The sequence below is a fragment of the uncultured Deefgea sp. genome (genome assembly GCF_947072475.1).
Lineage (GTDB): Bacteria > Pseudomonadota > Gammaproteobacteria > Burkholderiales > Chitinibacteraceae > Deefgea.
The window spans coordinates 1-17,294 of sequence record NZ_CAMTIA010000059.1; the positions used below are offsets into that span (position 1 = coordinate 1).

At 46.9% G+C, this 17,294-nt stretch carries 21 protein-coding genes; 9 read left to right on the top strand and 12 right to left on the bottom strand.

What is annotated here, in order from left to right:
* Both Q0V82_RS14295 and fghA read left to right on the top strand, forming a co-directional pair.
* On the top strand, positions 1-1,025 hold a 1,025-nt coding region (locus tag Q0V82_RS14295), incomplete at its 5' end, for an S-(hydroxymethyl)glutathione dehydrogenase/class III alcohol dehydrogenase (RefSeq protein WP_297576838.1).
* A 145-nt stretch (positions 1,026-1,170) separates the two neighbouring features.
* Entirely contained in the window at positions 1,171-2,010 is an 840-nt protein-coding gene (gene fghA / locus Q0V82_RS14300) for an S-formylglutathione hydrolase (RefSeq protein ID WP_297576839.1), read from the top strand.
* A 19-nt stretch (positions 2,011-2,029) separates the two neighbouring features.
* Here the strand turns inward: fghA and Q0V82_RS14305 are convergent, their stop codons facing one another.
* Together Q0V82_RS14305 and Q0V82_RS14310 are read right to left on the bottom strand one after the other, a co-directional pair.
* The gene (locus tag Q0V82_RS14305) at positions 2,030-3,430 is read right to left on the bottom strand and encodes a patatin-like phospholipase family protein (RefSeq protein ID WP_297576840.1); all 1,401 of its coding nucleotides are present in this window, start codon (positions 3,428-3,430) and stop codon (positions 2,030-2,032) included.
* Positions 3,431-3,480: 50 nt separating this feature from the next.
* Complete coding sequence (locus Q0V82_RS14310) at positions 3,481-4,899, bottom strand: TolC family protein (RefSeq protein ID WP_297576841.1); 1,419 nt, start codon at positions 4,897-4,899, stop codon at positions 3,481-3,483.
* A gap of 207 nt (positions 4,900-5,106) precedes the next feature.
* On the opposite strand from Q0V82_RS14310, the gene Q0V82_RS14315 reads away from it, so the two are divergent.
* Genes Q0V82_RS14315 through Q0V82_RS14325 form a run of 3 tightly spaced genes read left to right on the top strand, consistent with a single transcriptional unit; the run spans position 5,107 to position 8,415 of the window.
* The gene (locus tag Q0V82_RS14315; RefSeq protein ID WP_297576842.1) at positions 5,107-5,358 is read left to right on the top strand and encodes a YtcA family lipoprotein; all 252 of its coding nucleotides are present in this window, start codon (positions 5,107-5,109) and stop codon (positions 5,356-5,358) included.
* A gap of 22 nt (positions 5,359-5,380) precedes the next feature.
* On the top strand, positions 5,381-6,415 hold the full coding sequence (gene mdtN, locus Q0V82_RS14320; RefSeq protein WP_297576843.1) for a multidrug transporter subunit MdtN: 1,035 nt from the start codon (positions 5,381-5,383) through the stop codon (positions 6,413-6,415).
* A complete protein-coding gene (locus tag Q0V82_RS14325) occupies positions 6,412-8,415 on the top strand; it encodes an FUSC family protein (protein ID WP_297576844.1) in 2,004 nt (667 codons plus the stop codon). Before mdtN ends, Q0V82_RS14325 begins: the two co-directional genes overlap by 4 nt.
* Before the next feature lie 287 nt (positions 8,416-8,702).
* On the opposite strand, the gene Q0V82_RS14330 is transcribed toward Q0V82_RS14325, so the two are convergent.
* The 4 genes from Q0V82_RS14330 to Q0V82_RS16610 form a co-directional block, all read right to left on the bottom strand.
* Positions 8,703-9,065 carry a hypothetical protein gene (locus tag Q0V82_RS14330; protein ID WP_297576845.1) on the bottom strand — a complete coding sequence of 121 codons (363 nt, stop codon included), beginning with the start codon at positions 9,063-9,065 and terminating at the stop codon, positions 8,703-8,705.
* A 29-nt stretch (positions 9,066-9,094) separates the two neighbouring features.
* The gene (locus Q0V82_RS14335) at positions 9,095-9,220 is read right to left on the bottom strand and encodes a hypothetical protein (protein WP_297576846.1); all 126 of its coding nucleotides are present in this window, start codon (positions 9,218-9,220) and stop codon (positions 9,095-9,097) included.
* A gap of 78 nt (positions 9,221-9,298) precedes the next feature.
* Positions 9,299-9,535, bottom strand: a complete 237-nt coding sequence (locus Q0V82_RS14340; protein WP_297576847.1) for a hypothetical protein — start codon at positions 9,533-9,535, stop codon at positions 9,299-9,301.
* Positions 9,441-9,668: a DUF1016 N-terminal domain-containing protein gene (locus tag Q0V82_RS16610; protein ID WP_374758553.1), complete on the bottom strand. Its 228-nt coding sequence runs from the start codon at positions 9,666-9,668 to the stop codon at positions 9,441-9,443. Before Q0V82_RS16610 ends, Q0V82_RS14340 begins: the two co-directional genes overlap by 95 nt.
* On the opposite strand from Q0V82_RS16610, the gene Q0V82_RS14345 reads away from it, so the two are divergent.
* The 3 genes from Q0V82_RS14345 (at position 9,561) to Q0V82_RS14355 (ending at position 11,474) form a co-directional block, all read left to right on the top strand.
* Positions 9,561-9,848: a hypothetical protein gene (locus Q0V82_RS14345; protein ID WP_297576848.1), complete on the top strand. Its 288-nt coding sequence runs from the start codon at positions 9,561-9,563 to the stop codon at positions 9,846-9,848. The two genes, Q0V82_RS16610 and Q0V82_RS14345, sit on opposite strands and share 108 nt — an antisense overlap.
* Before the next feature lie 401 nt (positions 9,849-10,249).
* Positions 10,250-10,522, top strand: coding sequence for a DUF4113 domain-containing protein (locus Q0V82_RS14350; RefSeq protein ID WP_297576849.1), 273 nt, complete (start codon positions 10,250-10,252; stop codon positions 10,520-10,522).
* 10 nt (positions 10,523-10,532) lie between these two features.
* On the top strand, positions 10,533-11,474 hold the full coding sequence (locus Q0V82_RS14355; protein WP_297576850.1) for a hypothetical protein: 942 nt from the start codon (positions 10,533-10,535) through the stop codon (positions 11,472-11,474).
* 50 nt (positions 11,475-11,524) lie between these two features.
* Here Q0V82_RS14355 and Q0V82_RS14360 read toward each other — a convergent pair whose 3' ends face one another.
* The 6 genes from Q0V82_RS14360 to Q0V82_RS14385 form a co-directional block, all read right to left on the bottom strand.
* On the bottom strand, positions 11,525-12,712 hold the full coding sequence (locus Q0V82_RS14360) for a sugar efflux transporter (RefSeq protein WP_297576851.1): 1,188 nt from the start codon (positions 12,710-12,712) through the stop codon (positions 11,525-11,527).
* A 379-nt stretch (positions 12,713-13,091) separates the two neighbouring features.
* Positions 13,092-13,388, bottom strand: coding sequence for a cupin domain-containing protein (locus Q0V82_RS14365; protein ID WP_297576852.1), 297 nt, complete (start codon positions 13,386-13,388; stop codon positions 13,092-13,094).
* Between the two features lie 66 nt (positions 13,389-13,454).
* Positions 13,455-13,961, bottom strand: a complete 507-nt coding sequence (locus Q0V82_RS14370; RefSeq protein ID WP_297576853.1) for a DinB family protein — start codon at positions 13,959-13,961, stop codon at positions 13,455-13,457.
* A 263-nt stretch (positions 13,962-14,224) separates the two neighbouring features.
* Positions 14,225-14,647, bottom strand: a complete 423-nt coding sequence (locus Q0V82_RS14375) for a GFA family protein (RefSeq protein WP_297576854.1) — start codon at positions 14,645-14,647, stop codon at positions 14,225-14,227.
* A 200-nt stretch (positions 14,648-14,847) separates the two neighbouring features.
* A complete protein-coding gene (locus tag Q0V82_RS14380; protein ID WP_297576855.1) occupies positions 14,848-15,207 on the bottom strand; it encodes a DUF6404 family protein in 360 nt (119 codons plus the stop codon).
* 129 nt (positions 15,208-15,336) lie between these two features.
* Entirely contained in the window at positions 15,337-15,810 is a 474-nt protein-coding gene (locus tag Q0V82_RS14385) for an OsmC family protein (protein ID WP_297576856.1), read from the bottom strand.
* 295 nt (positions 15,811-16,105) lie between these two features.
* Here Q0V82_RS14385 and Q0V82_RS14390 point away from each other — a divergent pair, with 295 nt between their 5' ends.
* A complete protein-coding gene (locus tag Q0V82_RS14390; protein WP_297576857.1) occupies positions 16,106-17,272 on the top strand; it encodes a winged helix-turn-helix domain-containing protein in 1,167 nt (388 codons plus the stop codon).
* Positions 17,273-17,294 lie beyond the last annotated feature (22 nt).

Genomic DNA, 17,294 nt, shown 5'->3' on the forward strand with positions numbered 1-17,294 from the left:
AAGTTTTAATTAGAAACACCCACACCGGCGTTTGCCACACCGATGCATTTACATTATCGGGTGACGACCCAGAAGGCGTTTTTCCTGTCGTACTCGGGCATGAAGGCGCAGGCATCGTGATTGAAGTCGGCGAAGGCGTGACCAGCGTTCAACCGGGCGACCATGTGATTCCGCTGTATACCGCAGAATGCGGACAATGCGAATTTTGTCTTTCTGGCAAAACCAATCTTTGTGTTGCGGTGCGCGAAACACAAGGCAAAGGACTAATGCCCGACGGCACGACGCGTTTTTCCTACCATGGTCAGCCGATCTACCACTATATGGGCTGCTCAACATTCAGCGAATACACCGTCGTCGCTGAAGTCTCTTTAGCTAAAATCAATCCGCAAGCCAATCACGAGCATGTTTGCTTGCTAGGCTGCGGCGTCACCACCGGCATTGGCGCGGTGCACAACACCGCCAAAGTGCAAGCGGGCGACTCGGTCGTCGTCTTTGGCTTAGGCGCCATTGGTTTGGCCGTAGTGCAAGGCGCGCGACAAGCCAAAGCCGGACGCATCATCGTGATCGACACCAATCCAAGCAAATTTGCGCTCGCTCAGCAATTTGGTGCGACCGATTGCATCAATCCCAAAGATCACGACAAACCGATTAAAGATGTGCTGCTTGATATCAACAAATGGGGCTTTGACCATACTTTTGAATGCATCGGCAATGTCAACGTGATGCGCGCAGCGCTCGAAAGCGCGCATCGCGGCTGGGGACAATCGATTGTGATTGGGGTAGCCGGCGCTGGCCAAGAGATCTCAACCCGCCCTTTCCAACTGGTCACTGGGCGAACATGGATGGGCTCGGCATTTGGTGGCGTAAAAGGTCGCAGCCAATTACCCAATATGGTTGAAGACGCCATGAAAGGCGAGATTGAGCTCGCGCCTTTTGTGACTCATACCATGACGCTAGAGCAAATTAACACCGCATTTGATCTGATGCATGACGGCAAATCGATCCGAACTGTCATTCATTTCTGATCTTGATTGGCACTAGGGGCTGTTGACGATGGGTTTATCGCCGCGCTGACTTTTTTTCGCGGCGAATCAATCCCTAAGCCGCGCCCGACAGCAACACACGGCTTGCCGGTCAACGGCAATGCCCCACTTTCCTCAGGGACCCGCTATGCAACAAATCGAAAAACACGCCTGCTTTGGCGGTTGGCAAGAAGTTTGGACGCATGAGTCACCCTTACTCAACTGCCCAATGCGCTTTGCAGTTTACCTGCCGCCACAAGCTAAAGAGCGCAAAGTACCGGTGCTCTATTGGCTTTCAGGCTTAACGTGCACCGAACAAAATGTCATCACCAAATCCGGCATCCAACGCTACGCCGCAGAACACGGCATCATGATTGTCGCCCCAGACACCAGCCCAAGGGGTGAGTCGGTCGCCGATGACGCCGCTTATGATTTGGGTCAGGGTGCGAGTTTTTACTTAAATGCCACACAGTCGCCGTGGTGCAATCACTACCAAATGTACGATTACATCCTGCACGAGCTACCTCGCCTGATCACCACGCACTTTGCCGCCAACGAAAGAAAATCCATCAGCGGCCATTCAATGGGCGGCCATGGCGCACTGGTGCTGGGGCTTAGAAACCCCAATGACTATGTCAGCATATCGGCGTTCTCGCCGATTGTTTCACCAAGTCAAGTGGGCTGGGGACAAAAAGCGTTTACCGCCTACCTTGGCGAGGATAGAGCAACTTGGCAACAATACGATGCCGTTGAATTAATTTTGCAAGGCCACGACAAAAAAGCATTTTTGGTCGACCAAGGACTGGACGATCCATTCTACGCTGAGCAGTTATGCACCCAAAAACTCGAAAGCGCCTGCCAGCAGATGCATATCGACGCACAAATTCGCTACCACCTAGGGTATGACCACAGCTACTACTTCATCGCCAGCTGGATTGAAGATCACGTGGCCTATCATGCCAAGCAGCTCCAGCGCTCAATAGAATAAGCAGCTTACCCAAACCCGATTAACGGCGATCAACGGTGAGATGAAGCCGTTGAATTAAATCTTGGTATTGTGGTGATTTTTTTAATAACGTATGGCTTAGCTGCCGCAAACGATCGACTTGCTCCGGCGCAAGCACAAAGCTGGTGGGTAGATTATCAAAATACGCTCGCTCAGCGTCGTCTTCGATTTGTGCAAAACTCAACACAATCGGCGTAACGGTGATGGGCAAGTCGGCCTTACCATTGAGCTGCCCTTGTAAACGGCGTGATTGATTCAGCGCTTTGGCCATATCCTCGATCAAAGAAATGGTCTCATAAGAATATTGATCGATCGGCGTGCTAATGGCGCGCAAAGCAACTTCAAGCTCGTTAGGCGGCTGAGCGGATGTGCCCCAGGTCAGCGTTGGACTCGACGAGGCATTCACAATGATAAATGCAATATTTTTAATTGCCGCTTCGCCATTGGCCTCTCGTTTTTCTTGAATCAGTGGCAATGCCTCAAGTAATTCTAAAATTAAACGCGCGCCCAAATTGTCCGATATACCGCCATCGGCAAGATGTAGAAAAGGCCTTTTATCACTATTTTGTATCGATTTAAGTTCGCGAATTCTTTGCAAAGTACGAATCGGTAAATCATTTTTATTTTTAGCTAATTGAAGTGCTTCATCGACCCACGCTGGAATATTAGCGCCACAATGAAGTCCATAATTATTAAATGTAATTGGTGTAAATAAGATAGGTACGGCCGATGAAGCCGTCGCCGCCCTGGATAACTTAACTGCAGATAAATCAGAGCAAATTAAATCAAAAAAATCTTGCGCAAACGTAAAGCGAAAACTCGATGCCGCTTCGGTTGCTGAAACGATAATTCGTGGGCCTTTTTTATCGAGTAAATCACCAAAAGTGGCATTATTAAATAATATTTCGTCGTAATACGCCTGACTCATATCGGAGCGGCTATAGGTCGGCTGCCACATATTGGGCCAGTTAATGGGATTGATCCATTTACTCAGTAATGTGCCTTGTACATCTCGCTTTAAAAAGCGGGCTTCATATTCTTCAAATAAACGTTCACCATACAAGCCATACGCCAATGCGGTAAAACTACCGCCCGAAACCCCAGTGATGTAATCGACTTCTTCGAGTAAGTTGTTGGCTCCAGCCTTGCCATGAATCGGGGTGGCACGTAACGCTTCTAATACCCCATAAGAGAACGCCGCCGCTCGTGTTCCTCCGCCAGAAAAAGCCAGCATAAACAAGGTTTCCGAATCCTGCGCCTTTAATTCTGAACCATGAAAAAACCGATAGCCCGCACTCACGTCAACCTGGCTAATGGGTGGATTTATCGAGCGCGTAGCGCAAGCACTCAAGAATATGGCGCAGATCAAAACCAAAGCATGAGCAGCGATTTTTATGCGCATGCGGATCCTAAAAAGTCATGCTTGGCTCGATGCCAAGGCACTAGATATCACTACTGAATGAATTTTTCCGCAGGCGGCACGTCGAGCAGACTCGTTGCTAAAGCCAATGCTGCCGAAGCGGTTTGCACTAGGCCAACGCTCTCTTCATCGCTGGCCTGGGCGCGAATTAAATCCGTGTGCGCCTTGGTCACCTCAATCAGACTGGCCACACCATAACGGTAAGAATCAAACACGGCTTGATAAGCCGCGCTCGCTGCCGTTTTAAACGCCAAGGCGGCGGCGCGTTTATTCATGGCCACTTTGAGGGCATTATGGGTTTTCCATACCTCGCGAACCGCTTGGTCACGAGCTTGCTTAAGCTCGTACTGCGCCTCTTGGCGGCGCGATTGCGCCAAAGTGACTTTGGAATGGCCATAGCCACCATCAAAAATAGGCACATCCAAAGACAGCATGACGCCGTACTGCGGCTGGGTGGTACGCAATGTTTTGCTTTCTTCAATACCAATTGTATTGAGGGTATAACCAGCATTCACCGACAAACCCAGCTTAGGCCGCTCTTCTGCTCGAGCTTGTTCAATTTCTTCGGTTCGAGCATTGAGCTCGGCTTCACGCATTTTTAGATCGGGGCGATGATCTAAGGCTTGTTTCACCAAGGCATCAATCGATTGTAAAAACAGCGCAGATTGGATCTCTGGCTGTTGCGCTGCAATGTTCAACTGACTAGAAGGTGCCAGCCCCACAATATCCAAAAAGCGCAGATAAAGCTCACTTTCTGCCGCACGAACCTCAGTCAATTGATAATGTGATTGTGCCAATTGCTGCTGTGCTTGCAATACATCGGGCTCAGTCGCCATGCCTGATTTTTTTCTTGCCAGCGTGGCCGCCAACAACTGCTGACTTTGTGATTCAGCCGCTTCAAATATTTTAATCTTAGCGCGTAAGCTATTGAGCGAGTGATAATGACGAATCACTTCAAAAACCAATTTTTGATGCTGACCCGTAAATCCAACTTGCGCCGCCACCATTCTTTGTTGCGCAATATTGACGCTCGCTTGACGCTGACCCCCATCAAGTAGCAGCCACTTTAACGTGAGCATGGGCGCAACCGCCCCGATGTCAGCGGTAAAATACCCTTTAGGCGTTAACACGGTTTGTGGCAAAGGAAATGAAACATGCTGAAACCCGGCCAACACCGCAGCCGCAATATGGGGCTTAAATGTACTCTCAGCAATGCCAAGCACTGCAGCGGCCTGCCTGGCTTTCTCCCAAGCAACTCGAGTCTCAATATTTTGCGTGGCCGCTAAGTCAATTAAATCGCTCAGTGACCACACTCGCCCATCATCCACCGCGCTCGGCCTAAATTCAGCACCCGATTGAAGGATTACAGGTGGGGCAGCAAGTTCCTCAGCAAAGACCAAGGCACTCGACAACAGCAAGGCAAGCAAAGCACAAGGGAACAACCGAGGCATAAATTAAAATCCAGACAAGACGGGGTAAAAAATTACAGATAGCAGCATGATTTATGCTTTGTATTGTAAACTAATACGATAAAACCCATCATTTAAACTTTTTTAAAAATTACTGAACCCTACGCTTGAGGCGTAAACATTGAGGTGCGATAATTTTCACTTCGCTTTAAATCGCTCGCTAACTGTCGTTGGCACAGGAGTTTTGCATTGCCCAACGTTGCCGTGATATTTATTTTATTATTTTCTAGCCTGGCCTACGCCGCTGCCCCGATGCTATTTATGGGGGCATTTTTCCCGGCTTGGCTGGCGGCCATGATCATCGCCTTACCCATGACATTGCTCCTTGTTGCCGCCTTGGCAAGGCTAAACTTAGTCCGCTATCTACAGCCACGCGGCTTAATTTATCTGGCTTTTTATGCAATAACTTGTGCCTTGGTTTGGCTGGTTGCATTGACTTAAAATCACTTATAAGAACCTTAAAATGTCAGATCAAACCTCGTCGTTCAAGGGAAAAATCATCAGTGCGGTGATTTTGCTCAGTGCCGTCTTGTTGCTTGTGTATGTGGTGAACTTGAATGAACAAACACCGCAAACTGAAGATGCTTACGTTGATGCCAATCGGATTGATGTCGTATCCCAAGTCCAAGGAAAGATTGCAAAAATGAATGTGCAAGACAATCAATCGGTCAAAGCCGGCGATGTGTTATTTGTGATTGATCCTGAACCTTACCGCTTGCGATTAGCACAAGCTCAAGCTCAGCTTGCATCATTAGAGCAGCAAATCATTCTGACTCAGCGCGGGGTCAATGCTCAGCGTTTTGGTGCCCAAGGCGTTAGTGAAGGGGTTGCTGCGGCAGAGGCCCAATTAAAACTAGCCACGGCAACCGTCGCCCGACTTGAGCCGCTTCACGCCAAAGAATACGTCACTAGCGATCAGCTCGATATTGCCAACACCAAAAAAATTGAAGCCGGTATCGCGCTGCAGCGGGCCCGTACCGCAGCGCAACAAGCCACGGCCAGCATTAGTGGCACCGACGCGCTACAAGCGCAATTGGTCGGCGCACAAGCGGCAGTTGCTAGCGCCAAATATGATCTGGCGCATACCGAAGTTCGCGCCCCATTTAATGGCCGCGTAATCAATCTCACCACCGCTGCAGGCGAATTTTCTTCCCCTTCCAAACCGATCTTTACCTTAATCGATACTCGGCATTGGTACGTCGTAGCCAATTTTCGCGAGACCGAACTGCAAAAAATTCGTGAGGGCGATGTGGCGCAAATTCGGCTAATGAATGACCCCAAGCGCGTCTATAGCGCCAAAGTGCACGGCATTGGCTTTGGGGTTCATGCCGAGGACAGTGCCCGCATTGCAGGCATGCCCTATGTGCCCCGCAAACTAAACTGGGTCCATGTCGCTCAGCGTTTTCCAGTCAGACTGTTGCTGGATAATCCAGAGCCCGCTACGGCATTTCGCATCGGTCTTTCCGCTTCGGTATTGATCGACCCTAGCCAGCAATGAATGCTTTAATTGACCTTTTACGTGTCGAGTTACGCCCGACTTCGGGGCGTGCCAGTGCCACTTTGCGCATCGTGATCACCACTGTTTTGGTGGTCATTATTGCCATGACACTCGAAATACCCGAGGCCGCGCTTGCGGCTTACATGGTGCTCTTTATCAGCAAAGAGGAGTCGTACACCACCCTGCAATCAGGCCTATTACTGATACTGGGATTAACAGTAGGTATAGCGCTAGGGCTTTTGCTCAACATGGCTTTCGTCGATATGCCTATGGCACGTATCACCACAATGATGCTGGTGATTTTTGCCGGCATGTGGCTAGTGCGCACCTTTTTAATCGGCCCTTTAGCCTTCGCGATTAGTTTTGTCATCATGATGACCATGACGCTGGCCGATTTTATTCCTAGCCCAGAACTCATCGTTCGCGCTCACTTGTGGCTATGGGTCGTGATCGCTTTTCCGATTGTGCTCACGATGCTGTCATTCGTGCTCGCGCCACAATTTAGCCCCCCACAGCGCTTTCGCGCGCAACTGCTCGAACGCCTACTCAGTTGCGACACGGCGCTATCCAATCAAATAGGCGTGCTCGCACTCAAGCCTCACGCGGCCGAACCGGCCTATTGGCTGGCCAATCACATCCACGCTTTATCCAACCTACAGCGTTTATCCCAAAAAAGCACCGTCATCCCAAGCCGCTGGCGAGCCAATGACTCGCTTACACTACTGTTCCGACTCATTCTCTTAACCCAGCAATTAATCACTGCATCCCCAAGCTCACGCACCGCAGAACAACAGCAGATATTGCTCGACGCTCATGCGCAATTACGCCATTTAATCGCCGAGCTCCAAGACAATACGCCACTACCGAGCAGCAGCAACGCAGCAGCAGAACCAACACCCGATGGCGATGTGGACTTTGTGCTCAGTGATTTAAGCCTTGTGCTGAACGACTTAAGCCATTTAAGTGCGCTGGCCAATCCGCTCGAGCCCAAACCCAAACCCGCCTTATGGCTTGCCGATGCATTCAGCAATCCTGAATACCTGCAATTTGCCTTCAAAGTCACCTTGGCGGCCATGTTGTGCTATGTGCTGTACAACTTATTTGATTGGCAAGGCATTCATACCTGCATGATCACCTGCACCATCATTGCTTTATCGAGCAAGGGTGCCACAGTACATCGCGGCACACTGCGCATCGTCGGTGCCATCATTGGCGGAATAATGGGCATCGTCACAGTGGTATTTATTTTTCCACACTTACAAAGCATTGTTGGCCTAGTCATCGTTGTGGCCGCAGGCACGGCCATTGCCGCTTGGGTTTCTTTAGGTAGCGAGCGAATTGCCTATGCCGGCTTACAAATCGGCCTGGCCTTCTTTATGTGTGTGCTGCAAGGCTTTGGCCCTGCAACCGACTTTGAAATCATTCGCGATCGCTTATTCGGGATTTTGCTGGGTAACGTCATGATGGCCTTGGTTTTCTCATCCCTGTGGCCCGTTTATGCGCGCAGCCAACTGCGCCAACAGCTGCAGCACTATTTAAACAATGTCGCTCAAGTACTGCAACAAGGTAAGCTCGGCCAGCAAGGTATCGCACTACAAGCGGACTTGGAACAAGCGAGCGATCTCGCGCACTTACAAAGCTTTGAAACCCTGTTTAGCCCCCTCGCCCAACGTCAAAAAATCGCCCAACAACAACACCAACTATCAATACTGCAAATCCTCTCGCCCAATTTAGCGCTATTACTTCGCGCCGAAACCACGCTAAAGCGCGACAATTTACCGCCGGATTTAATTGCGCAACATCAGCAGCAATTAGCGCGCATTGGCGTATTTTTGAGCCATTTGAACCAAGGCGAATCTGAACTTTCTTTGCTTGAGCAGGGGTTAAACGCCCTTAAAGCACAGACCGACCGTGTTAACAACGCGCTGACAAGCACCCTCATCCAACAACATCGCCGCGCCTTCGCTTTACTGGCCAACCTCGCCGAAACCCCGCACTAAATCTGCCCGCCGCATTGATAATCATAAGACCCAAAGGCAAGAGACCGTGCGCAGCCGGGGAAATACCGTCGCCGCGCACGACGTCGCAGACGTTCCAGCGTTTTTAGACGATGTCGTTGTTATTCATGCTGCTTCGGTATTCCCCCACCTTTGCTTTTTGCGCTCCAGTCAAAACTTTACGATTTTCCTCACTCATCTCGGCCTACCTTTTCATGGCAGAAACCATCTTAAACTGCGGTCTGTTGTAAGCGCTCAGCCGCTCCACCACCTTGACGCTTATTTTTCTGCTAGCGCTGGTAAGGGCAATAATTCGTCGATGCGGCTGTTCGGCTGTTCGGCGTTTTAGATTTGGCCAAATACTCAGCAAATGGCTCAGGCACGAGTCCATGTGCAATTTTATTTAGCTCAGCCAGCGCCGGACCACGCAAAGCATGCTGGCCGTGTTTGCCTTGAAAATCCCCACGAATAGCCGATGGAAAATGGCGGCGTAGCCAAGTAGTTACCGGCTGCAGATTGGCGGCGGGCTCATCATTGCTGAACCAAACACTATTTTCTGAAAGCGAATCATAAAAAATAGTCGATTTAGCATCTAGCTTTGGCAAAGTAACAACGGGCGTATCTGAGCAATGCAAGCAGCCGATCAATTGCATCTCACCTTTATGACCCAATGGGTTTTAACTCACCCAATTTGGCCAGGGCTAGCCGCAGCAAACTCACCCAAGGTCTGTTGATCGGAGCGAAACCCGCCGATTCGGTCGGCGGCAATGTCTTCGCGAAAATCCTTCCAATCATATAAAACGTCCAATTTAACGCCAAAACTCAATAATTGATTGCAGTGATTCTCGGCGCATGCGCCTCACTCCAAATGATTACCCCGACTAACCTATTGTGGATCGGGTATTGAGTCGAGTTGAGACCACGGTTGACGCTCTGCCAGCCATTGTTGATCGCGCTCTAGTTCGAGCGGGTAATTCTTCTTCCGAAGGCAAAACAAACGGCATTTAGTGGCAAATAATTGCTCGTTTTCATACAAAACCGAATATTTCACCACCGAACTGTCTTTGCCAGCGCACAAAACAATGCCGACGGTGGGATTGTCGTCTGCGCCGCGCCGCTTCATTGTCAACGCGCAGCAGGCTGCGGTAATGCGTCCAGCTCAATTCGGTACGCACTGCGTTCCAAATCGGGAACGCTTGAAAAAATCCACGCATATGGCGCAAATTGCGCTCGTCAAACCCCTTAGCAAATTCCACCGTCAAGCTCGCAGCCAGACTGGGAATCAGCCGTGCGCCATACGCCGCCCGCACTGCGCCGCCTTACTCAAACTCAACAATATGCCGCCCAATTTCCCTGCAAGTGCGCGCCTGAATCACGTCCACCCTGCGCAAGGCTTACGCTCGGGCCGACGCAATCACGCCACGCAAATCATTTAACAGCATTGGCATTGGCATTGGAAATTGGAAATTGGCAGCGAGCGTAAAGGATGATGCATCCTGAGTTTGCGGCACGGACTTCTCTAAAATTTTTTCATTTTTAATGGGTATATAGCTGCAGCTATTGAATAAAAATACCCGCAGATATATACCCTACTATTACTTCGTCATCCCCGAGTGCTTTTATCGGGGATCCAGTAGCGCGGCGGGTTGCCCGACATGCCTTTAGGTGCGCAGAACGTCGCGGGAATGACGAGCTTAAATGATGGTTACCGTGCCCCTGCCATCGCGAATCGATGAAATGCGCACAGCTTTGTCACCCCACATTCATTACGGCTGACGAGTTGAATGCATTCGTCATCATACGGCGCAATGCGCTGCGCTATTGACGCCCAAAAGCAATGCGCCGTACGCGGTTTGCCTACGCCAAAGCAGGCGCAATGCTGTGTGACCTGCAGCCCTGTATAGCGGCACAAGGCCATTTATTTCTGCAAACCGCCGACCCCATCAAACGTGCGGCACTCAATAAAGTTATGGACGACATCAATCGCCAATGGGAACAAGGCTCAATCCGTGTTGCCACTGCGGGATTTAATCACGGCTGGAAAATGCGGCAGAACACCTTATCGCCGTATTGGACCACGCGCTGGGCGGATTTGCCGGTAGCTCGATAAATGGCGCGGTATGATTTGCATTGGCTTTATCTCAAGATTCGTCGTACATTTCACCTTCCATTTTGTTTTGCATTTAAAAGAGCTTCACTTGGATTATTTTTGTTTTGAATCAGTTGAATGTATAGGCAAACCAATTTCCGTAGATTTTGAAAAATACGAGAACAATATTGCTTATGCAATTGGGCGCAGTCTTGCGGATTACCGAAAATGTGTAAAAAACGGGCAGCAAGAAATGGCCAATTGCTTTGGCGTTTCTATTGGGCAATATCGTAAATATGAAGCTGGAATTGATGTGCCTAAAATGCATTCAGCGGCTAGATGGTCTGCGACAACAGGGGCACCATTACCACTGTTGTTTAAATATACCGAATACGCTAAATTTTTCCCGCCGGAAGAATTGAAATGTCGCCCCTATTTCAATTTAATTGCCAAATCGAATGATAAGAATTTTTATTCGCTGCTCAGTTTGCTGTCAGGCAAGCCTGAGTGGAGTAATTGTGTCGCTGCAAATGATGAGGCACTAAATTTTCAACAGGCTCTTGATGATGTACTGACCAATTACTATTTCAGGGTTATGAAAAACTTTGAGGCAATTCGTCACTTTCACAATTTATCTCGCGGTGAAATGGCGCATTTGTTGGGCGTATCTTCGGCCACCTACGCTAAATATGCCAGCCAAGCAGAAAAAATCAGTATCTCACTGCTCTTATATGCGCGAGCTCATGTCGCACTCAGCATTGATACAAATTGGGCTGAAACAGGAAGTACGTTTTATTCTCTGATTAATAAAAGACGAAAAGACCGAACCTCTTTTATTGAAGGACTTTTGCAAAAACTTGACAAGAGAAATGCCGATAATTTCCAGTCTATGTTAAGTCTATTTGGTGAGCAGCATGCGCGTATCCAACAATTGCAAGGCGCTCTGAGTAATGTGCCAGAGCGCATTAATTAACAATTAAGGCGACTGTACTGGGATTAAATTCGGTTATTGCAGCTATGCAATTACGCACATGTAGGCGCTGTAATGGCAATGCAATTGGTTTCGGCTTGCCGCGCAAGGCGAAAGCAAATCACAGAAAGAATGCACATAATGACATTGCTCGCCAACGCAAGTTGATAACCCCAGCTACTTGCCAATAAGCCGCCAACAAAAGCCCCTAGCGCCATGCCACCTACGATTGAATTTGCATATAAAGTCGACGCATAACCCAATCTATTTTTGGCTTGATGCTGAAAAAATTGTAACCCTGCTGTTGCACTCAGGGCGATACTTGCCGCACCTATCATTTGTATTGCCATTAAAAACATCATGGATGTTGCGGTTACAAACAATAGGTAATAAATTGAGCCTAAGGCTGCGGCAAGAAGTAATTGTTTTTGATGACTGATTCTTTTGCTGATTCTTCCTGATAGCAACATTAAAGGAATTTCAAATGCTGCAGTCAATCCAAAAAAAACACCGGGCAGCCACTCGGGGTGTTTTGTCATTTTCATAATATACAAAGGCATGGCCATCGTATAATTGGTTCCCGCTGCAAACAAAAATACCATCCCCGCTATAGCGAACAATAGCTTGAGATTTAATTTTGTATTTTCAGGTGCTTTTTCTGATTTTTGCTGCTCAGGTTTTACCGCGAGCGGCATATGCAGCTTTAACGCGGCAAAGGCAATGCAAGCATATGAAACAATCAAAATTGCGAACGTCATATTAAAACTGAATAAACTAACTAGGCTAAAGGCCATTGGTGGGCCAATTACCCATGCCATGGATACTACTGCACGCATTGTTCCCATTAGAGACTCATTTTCATCACCGAACACTTCAGCGGCAAGAGCAAAAAGCTGCGGAGCGCCAATGGACACGCAGGCCAGTAAAGTCAGGCCAATAAATGCGAGCGCGTAGATATTCTTGATAAAGATAAAACCGATGAAGGCCAATATGCCACATGCAGCTGAAAATATAATTAATTTATGCCGAGCGATACCACGGTCTGAATACATGGCAACTAGCTGTGATACCAAAATCGTAGCAAAACTAGATATAGCAAGATAAGTGCCAACGATAGATGGTGCAGCACCCAGCTCATTCACAAAGAAGTAGCTTTGCAATGGCCCAAAAATTGACGAACAAATTCCCATAAGAAAAGTGACGCCAAGGAATATGAATTGACTTGAATTTATTTTTGGCATTGATGAGCTCAGAGGGTGATTTGCATAAATAAATGCCAATCTCTCGTGATCAATAGAGTGGCATCTGAATTTTAAATTGCAGAAATAAGCAATTTGGTTGGCAAATCATACATAAGCCAGTAGCGACACAAAATCCGCCAAGGTATATCTTTTAATTCGTAAAAATATACTTTAGTAACTTGAGATTCGTTGAAAAACATGAGTCCCTAACGGCTAGATAAAACGCGTGCGTTAGTGAAGATGCCAAATGGAGGATTTCTCCGAAACTGCTGAAGCTCATTCATAACATGTGAAATGGGCGCTTTATTTTTTTCATGCCACTTACAGCTAGCCTGGGCGCGCACAGAGAGGTAGCCCCCGACCCAAAGCGGAACATTTATTAGTTATCAACAATAATCAAGGTGCCATAACTCCCAGCTTCTACCGCATGCGGAATGCCGGCTTGAACAATAAATAACTCACCAGCATTAACCTCAATACAATAGCCATTTAGTGATAAATTCATTTTTCCTTCAAGCACAATTAATGCTTCGTCAAAATCATGAACTTCTTCGGAAAATTTTGATTCATCCATTCGTAGAACTTTGATATTTGCACCCGCAGCTTGCCCTAAAATTGTCGAGCGCCATGCATGTGACAGCGATAGTGCTTGTGCATTTAAGTTAATTTTTTTCATTTATTGGGCGAGAAATCCGCAAGAGTTTTTTCATATAAACGGTTTGCAGTTAGGGAATTTGAGTAGTTAATTATTTCTGCGATTTGGCTCTGAAGCATGAAGAAATCTTGAATAAATATCCCGAGGAGGAGCGACTGACAATTGAGCCATTATGCGACCCACTGCACCACGATGATAATTGCCGTGTGTGACAATATGAACAAGCATTTCCTCGCGAGACATGCTGCCTAAATCACCATCAACAAAAGTGAAATTAACAACCTCATTCAATTTTGACTCGCTTAATTTCTCTGTATATTCAATATACCAAAGGTCAGCATTACGAACAGAAGTAAGCAGCGAATTCAAATTAGGCGTCTCAGTCGTATTTGTTGCAGTATATTCGTGAGGTGTCCCCTGCAAATTAGCAATAAACAATCGGTCTACGACATAAATATGATTGAGGATTCGAATGGCCGCATATAGTTCAGCTTGGTGGGTGTGCTCATCTAATTTTTTTAGGGAACTGAATAACTCTTCATTTGCCCATGCTTTGTACTTAAATAATGATTTAAGTAGACTAATACTGCTCATTCTCATCTCCGCTTTACGTTTTTTTTTAATTAACCAATTATTTTATAATTAGCCTTAATAGACTAGGGGCTGCTTCTGGCCGACAACGCCTGTTTTCAACCCACTGCCGACATTCAATCATGAGTACGATTTAACGGTTTCGATGCAGTTGAGGTCGATTCCCGCAAACGTATTGCGGTATAAAAAAAAGCAATTAGAAGGCCGTTCCACAATATTAGCATAAGGGTGCTCACGACATTGCTCCAAGCAAGAGATCAAACTATTCATGACTGTCCACTTTCTTTTTGATGCTGTGGCAAATCGGGGCTTATATTAGCCCATGATACTGCAGAGCTAATCCAACTTTGATCTGTTGGAACAATTGCAGAGCTATCGTCTAGTGAGCCCGCTTTAATAAAAAGAAAATCATCATGGAGAGGTGATGACGTATATAGCGGTGAGCCGCAGTTGCCACAAAAATGGCGGGTGAGTGAATTCCCACTGTCACCTTGTTTGGTGAATTCTCGAACTTCACCTTGTGTGATTATAAATTCAGCAGCCCGAATGCGAACACCAACATTAAAAGCACTTCCTGTAACTCGTCGGCAATCGGTACAGTGGCAGTAATTTGCATCAAGGATGGGACCTGAGTATGCATATCGGACATTGCCGCATAGACACCCGCCAACAAATTGTAATTTTTTCATTTTAGCTAATTCACCTTAAACAGTTTTATAGTCAAAACCTCCGCTATTGGTCGACTACTGCCCGTAAATCACGTCATGCTCGAAACTAGTCTGTAATTGCAATCAATGGCAGTTACCGAACCACTTCAGAATAAGATCATGATTCTCTGATTGTGAATGCAAAGCAGCCGCATCTTGGACCGTTCTGTTGAATTTACTCGTTAGTTATTTTTAATTTCACACCAAGGTGTTAATTTATTCTTTTTAAAGCTGTATTTATAATATGAGGCCATAGATAAGCCAAAAAAAACGCCGGCTAGAGTGGCCGATGACAGCATTTTAGTTGCCGACATATTTTGTTGACTCCATAAGATGAAATACATAAACACCCCCCAGAAAACACCAAAATAAATCCCGGCTGAAAGCGCGTTAGTAAAAAAAGAGTTGTAATGAGGAAATGGCACTTTAAATCCTAGTTTTCGAGCTAACTTTAAAATTGGTGGATTGTAGTTTGATTTCCAAATTCCAGCGTTTTCAAGCTCTTTAATTGCGTAATTACATTTATCTTCAAAGGTCATCATTGGTTCATTTTTCCTTGTGATCGTTACGATACTATATTTGCCTAGCTATTGAGTTAGAGTCACTTATTGAGGACTATTGTCTGCTCACTGCAGACTGATTTCAGTCAAAGCCCACAAATAATACGCTTGCTAAGCGTCTGCATATATTGGCTCTAGACGAACCTCGGTTTTAATCGAGTTTGCGATAAAGCACTCTTCGTGCGCTTGGTGGTGCATTTTATTAATTTGATCTTGTGTTGGTAATGTCTCGCCAGAAAACACGACCTCAGGTTTAAGTGTGACAACTGACATGGCCACTTTACCGTCTAGATTTTTTGCCATTACGCCAATTGCTTTATCAAAATAACGGTCAACACAAAATTTTTGTTTAGCGGCAATGGAGAGAAACCAAAGCATATGGCAGCTAGAAATAGAAGATACGAAAGCTTCTTCTGGGTCAATCGCAGCGGCATCAGACATTGGTATTGGCACTACATGCGGCGATGAAGAGCCTGCCACCTCGATACCACCGTCAAAACGAAGCAAATGTTTTCGGCTATACCTATTGCCAATAAAATCTTGTCCGTTCCGCGCCCAAATAACTTCACTGCTGTGCTCTGACATTAACGGCTCTTTAAATTAATGTTTAGGCTGAGATAATACGTTTATTTTACTGAACGAAAAAGTTTCATGCCAGCAGGTGTTGGTTTTTACAGATCGGCTTCAATTAATATTTAAAATCGATACAATTATTATAAATTTAGTCGGCACGCTGCTGGGTCAAATTTCAATCGGCGCGAACAGTGGTAGATCGCCTCTTGCATATAAAGCAAGTACCACTAATTTTGTTGCCACGCTATTCGGCAAAAGCAAATAGCAGTACCATAAGAAGAACGATCGTTCTGCAAAATTAAAACTTATGAATATAATTTCTGATGCACAGTGGCGGCAGCTAGCTCTAGCACGGCAGGGGCTGCAATCTGATGCAAGTTTCGGGCAGGGCCTTGCTGCTACACTCGCAGCTATTGAGCATCTTGGGTATGTTCAGATCGATACGATTTCAATGGTCGAACGAGCCCATCATCATGTGCTATGGACGCGGGTTGCTGATTATCAGCCAGTCTTTTTAAATCAGCTGGTTGAGAACCGCCATATTTTCGAATATTGGTTTCATGCCGCGGCCTATTTGCCGATGCGGGATTACCGATTTGCACAACATCGCATGGCCGCAGTCAAAAATAGCAGCTGGTCCTATTACCGTGATATCGACCCAAAACTGATGAGCGACATCTTGCTCAGGGTGCGCAATGAAGGCCCATTGCGAATGCGCGATTTGGAAAAAAGCAAAGGAAAAAGCGGTAGCTGGTGGAACTGGGGGCCTGCCAAAAGGGCAATGGAAAAATTGTTCCTGCAAGGCGAACTGATGATTAGTCAGCGCATTGGGATGGAAAAAGTCTACGATTTGACTGAGCGCATGCTCCCCGATGGACTGGATATGCGCTTACCTGATCATAGCGATTATGCGGGCTACCTATTACAAAGCTATCTGCGCGCGCATAGCATCGTAACTTTTGAGCAACTTACTCACCTGCACACCGATCCTGCCCTGAAAAAAACCATGCGTGAGTTGCTTGCTACCAAAATCGCCGCCCATGAAATCCAGCCACTCAATCACCCAGCCGTGCCGAATGCTTACGTTGAAACCTCCGCACTCGCACAGCCATTGCCCACCTACACTGGCGTACACCTACTTTCACCATTTGATAACGCCATCATCCACCGCAATCGCCTAAGCCAGATTTTTGGCTTCGACTATAGACTGGAGTGCTATGTTCCAGCTGGTAAACGCAAATTTGGGTACTTTTGTTTGCCCATCCTGTTTAAGGATCGATTTGTAGGGCGTATCGATTGTAAAGCGCACCGCCAGGAACAAATTTTGGAAGTCATCAGCCTGCACCTAGAAAGCCAGATACAGGATTGGGATATTTTTGTGGTGGAATTCCTGCAAAAGCTTGAGCAATTTGCACAGTTCAATGGCTGTGTTCACCTCGACATCCCCCTATGTCAGACTAGTTGTCGCCTCTGAATTTTCATTGGTTTGAAAAAAC

Bases quoted from the DNA above. Each gene is read 5' to 3' on its own strand.
- Q0V82_RS14355 (WP_297576850.1), top strand. From the start codon at position 10,533: ATGATTTGCATTGGCTTTATCTCAAGATTCGTCGTACATTTCACCTTC.
- Q0V82_RS14345 (WP_297576848.1), top strand. From the start codon at position 9,561: ATGCGTCCAGCTCAATTCGGTACGCACTGCGTTCCAAATCGGGAACGC.
- Q0V82_RS14365 (WP_297576852.1), bottom strand. From the start codon at position 13,388: ATGAAAAAAATTAACTTAAATGCACAAGCACTATCGCTGTCACATGCA.
- Q0V82_RS14390 (WP_297576857.1), top strand. From the start codon at position 16,106: ATGAATATAATTTCTGATGCACAGTGGCGGCAGCTAGCTCTAGCACGG.
- Q0V82_RS14305 (WP_297576840.1), bottom strand. From the start codon at position 3,430: ATGCGCATAAAAATCGCTGCTCATGCTTTGGTTTTGATCTGCGCCATA.
- fghA (WP_297576839.1), top strand. From the start codon at position 1,171: ATGCAACAAATCGAAAAACACGCCTGCTTTGGCGGTTGGCAAGAAGTT.
- Q0V82_RS14350 (WP_297576849.1), top strand. From the start codon at position 10,250: ATGCGCCGTACGCGGTTTGCCTACGCCAAAGCAGGCGCAATGCTGTGT.
- Q0V82_RS14360 (WP_297576851.1), bottom strand. From the start codon at position 12,712: ATGCCAAAAATAAATTCAAGTCAATTCATATTCCTTGGCGTCACTTTT.
- Q0V82_RS14375 (WP_297576854.1), bottom strand. From the start codon at position 14,647: ATGAAAAAATTACAATTTGTTGGCGGGTGTCTATGCGGCAATGTCCGA.
- Q0V82_RS14340 (WP_297576847.1), bottom strand. From the start codon at position 9,535: ATGAAGCGGCGCGGCGCAGACGACAATCCCACCGTCGGCATTGTTTTG.
- Q0V82_RS14385 (WP_297576856.1), bottom strand. From the start codon at position 15,810: ATGTCAGAGCACAGCAGTGAAGTTATTTGGGCGCGGAACGGACAAGAT.
- Q0V82_RS14310 (WP_297576841.1), bottom strand. From the start codon at position 4,899: ATGCCTCGGTTGTTCCCTTGTGCTTTGCTTGCCTTGCTGTTGTCGAGT.
- Q0V82_RS14380 (WP_297576855.1), bottom strand. From the start codon at position 15,207: ATGATGACCTTTGAAGATAAATGTAATTACGCAATTAAAGAGCTTGAA.
- mdtN (WP_297576843.1), top strand. From the start codon at position 5,381: ATGTCAGATCAAACCTCGTCGTTCAAGGGAAAAATCATCAGTGCGGTG.
- Q0V82_RS14370 (WP_297576853.1), bottom strand. From the start codon at position 13,961: ATGAGCAGTATTAGTCTACTTAAATCATTATTTAAGTACAAAGCATGG.
- Q0V82_RS14330 (WP_297576845.1), bottom strand. From the start codon at position 9,065: ATGCAATTGATCGGCTGCTTGCATTGCTCAGATACGCCCGTTGTTACT.
- Q0V82_RS14325 (WP_297576844.1), top strand. From the start codon at position 6,412: ATGAATGCTTTAATTGACCTTTTACGTGTCGAGTTACGCCCGACTTCG.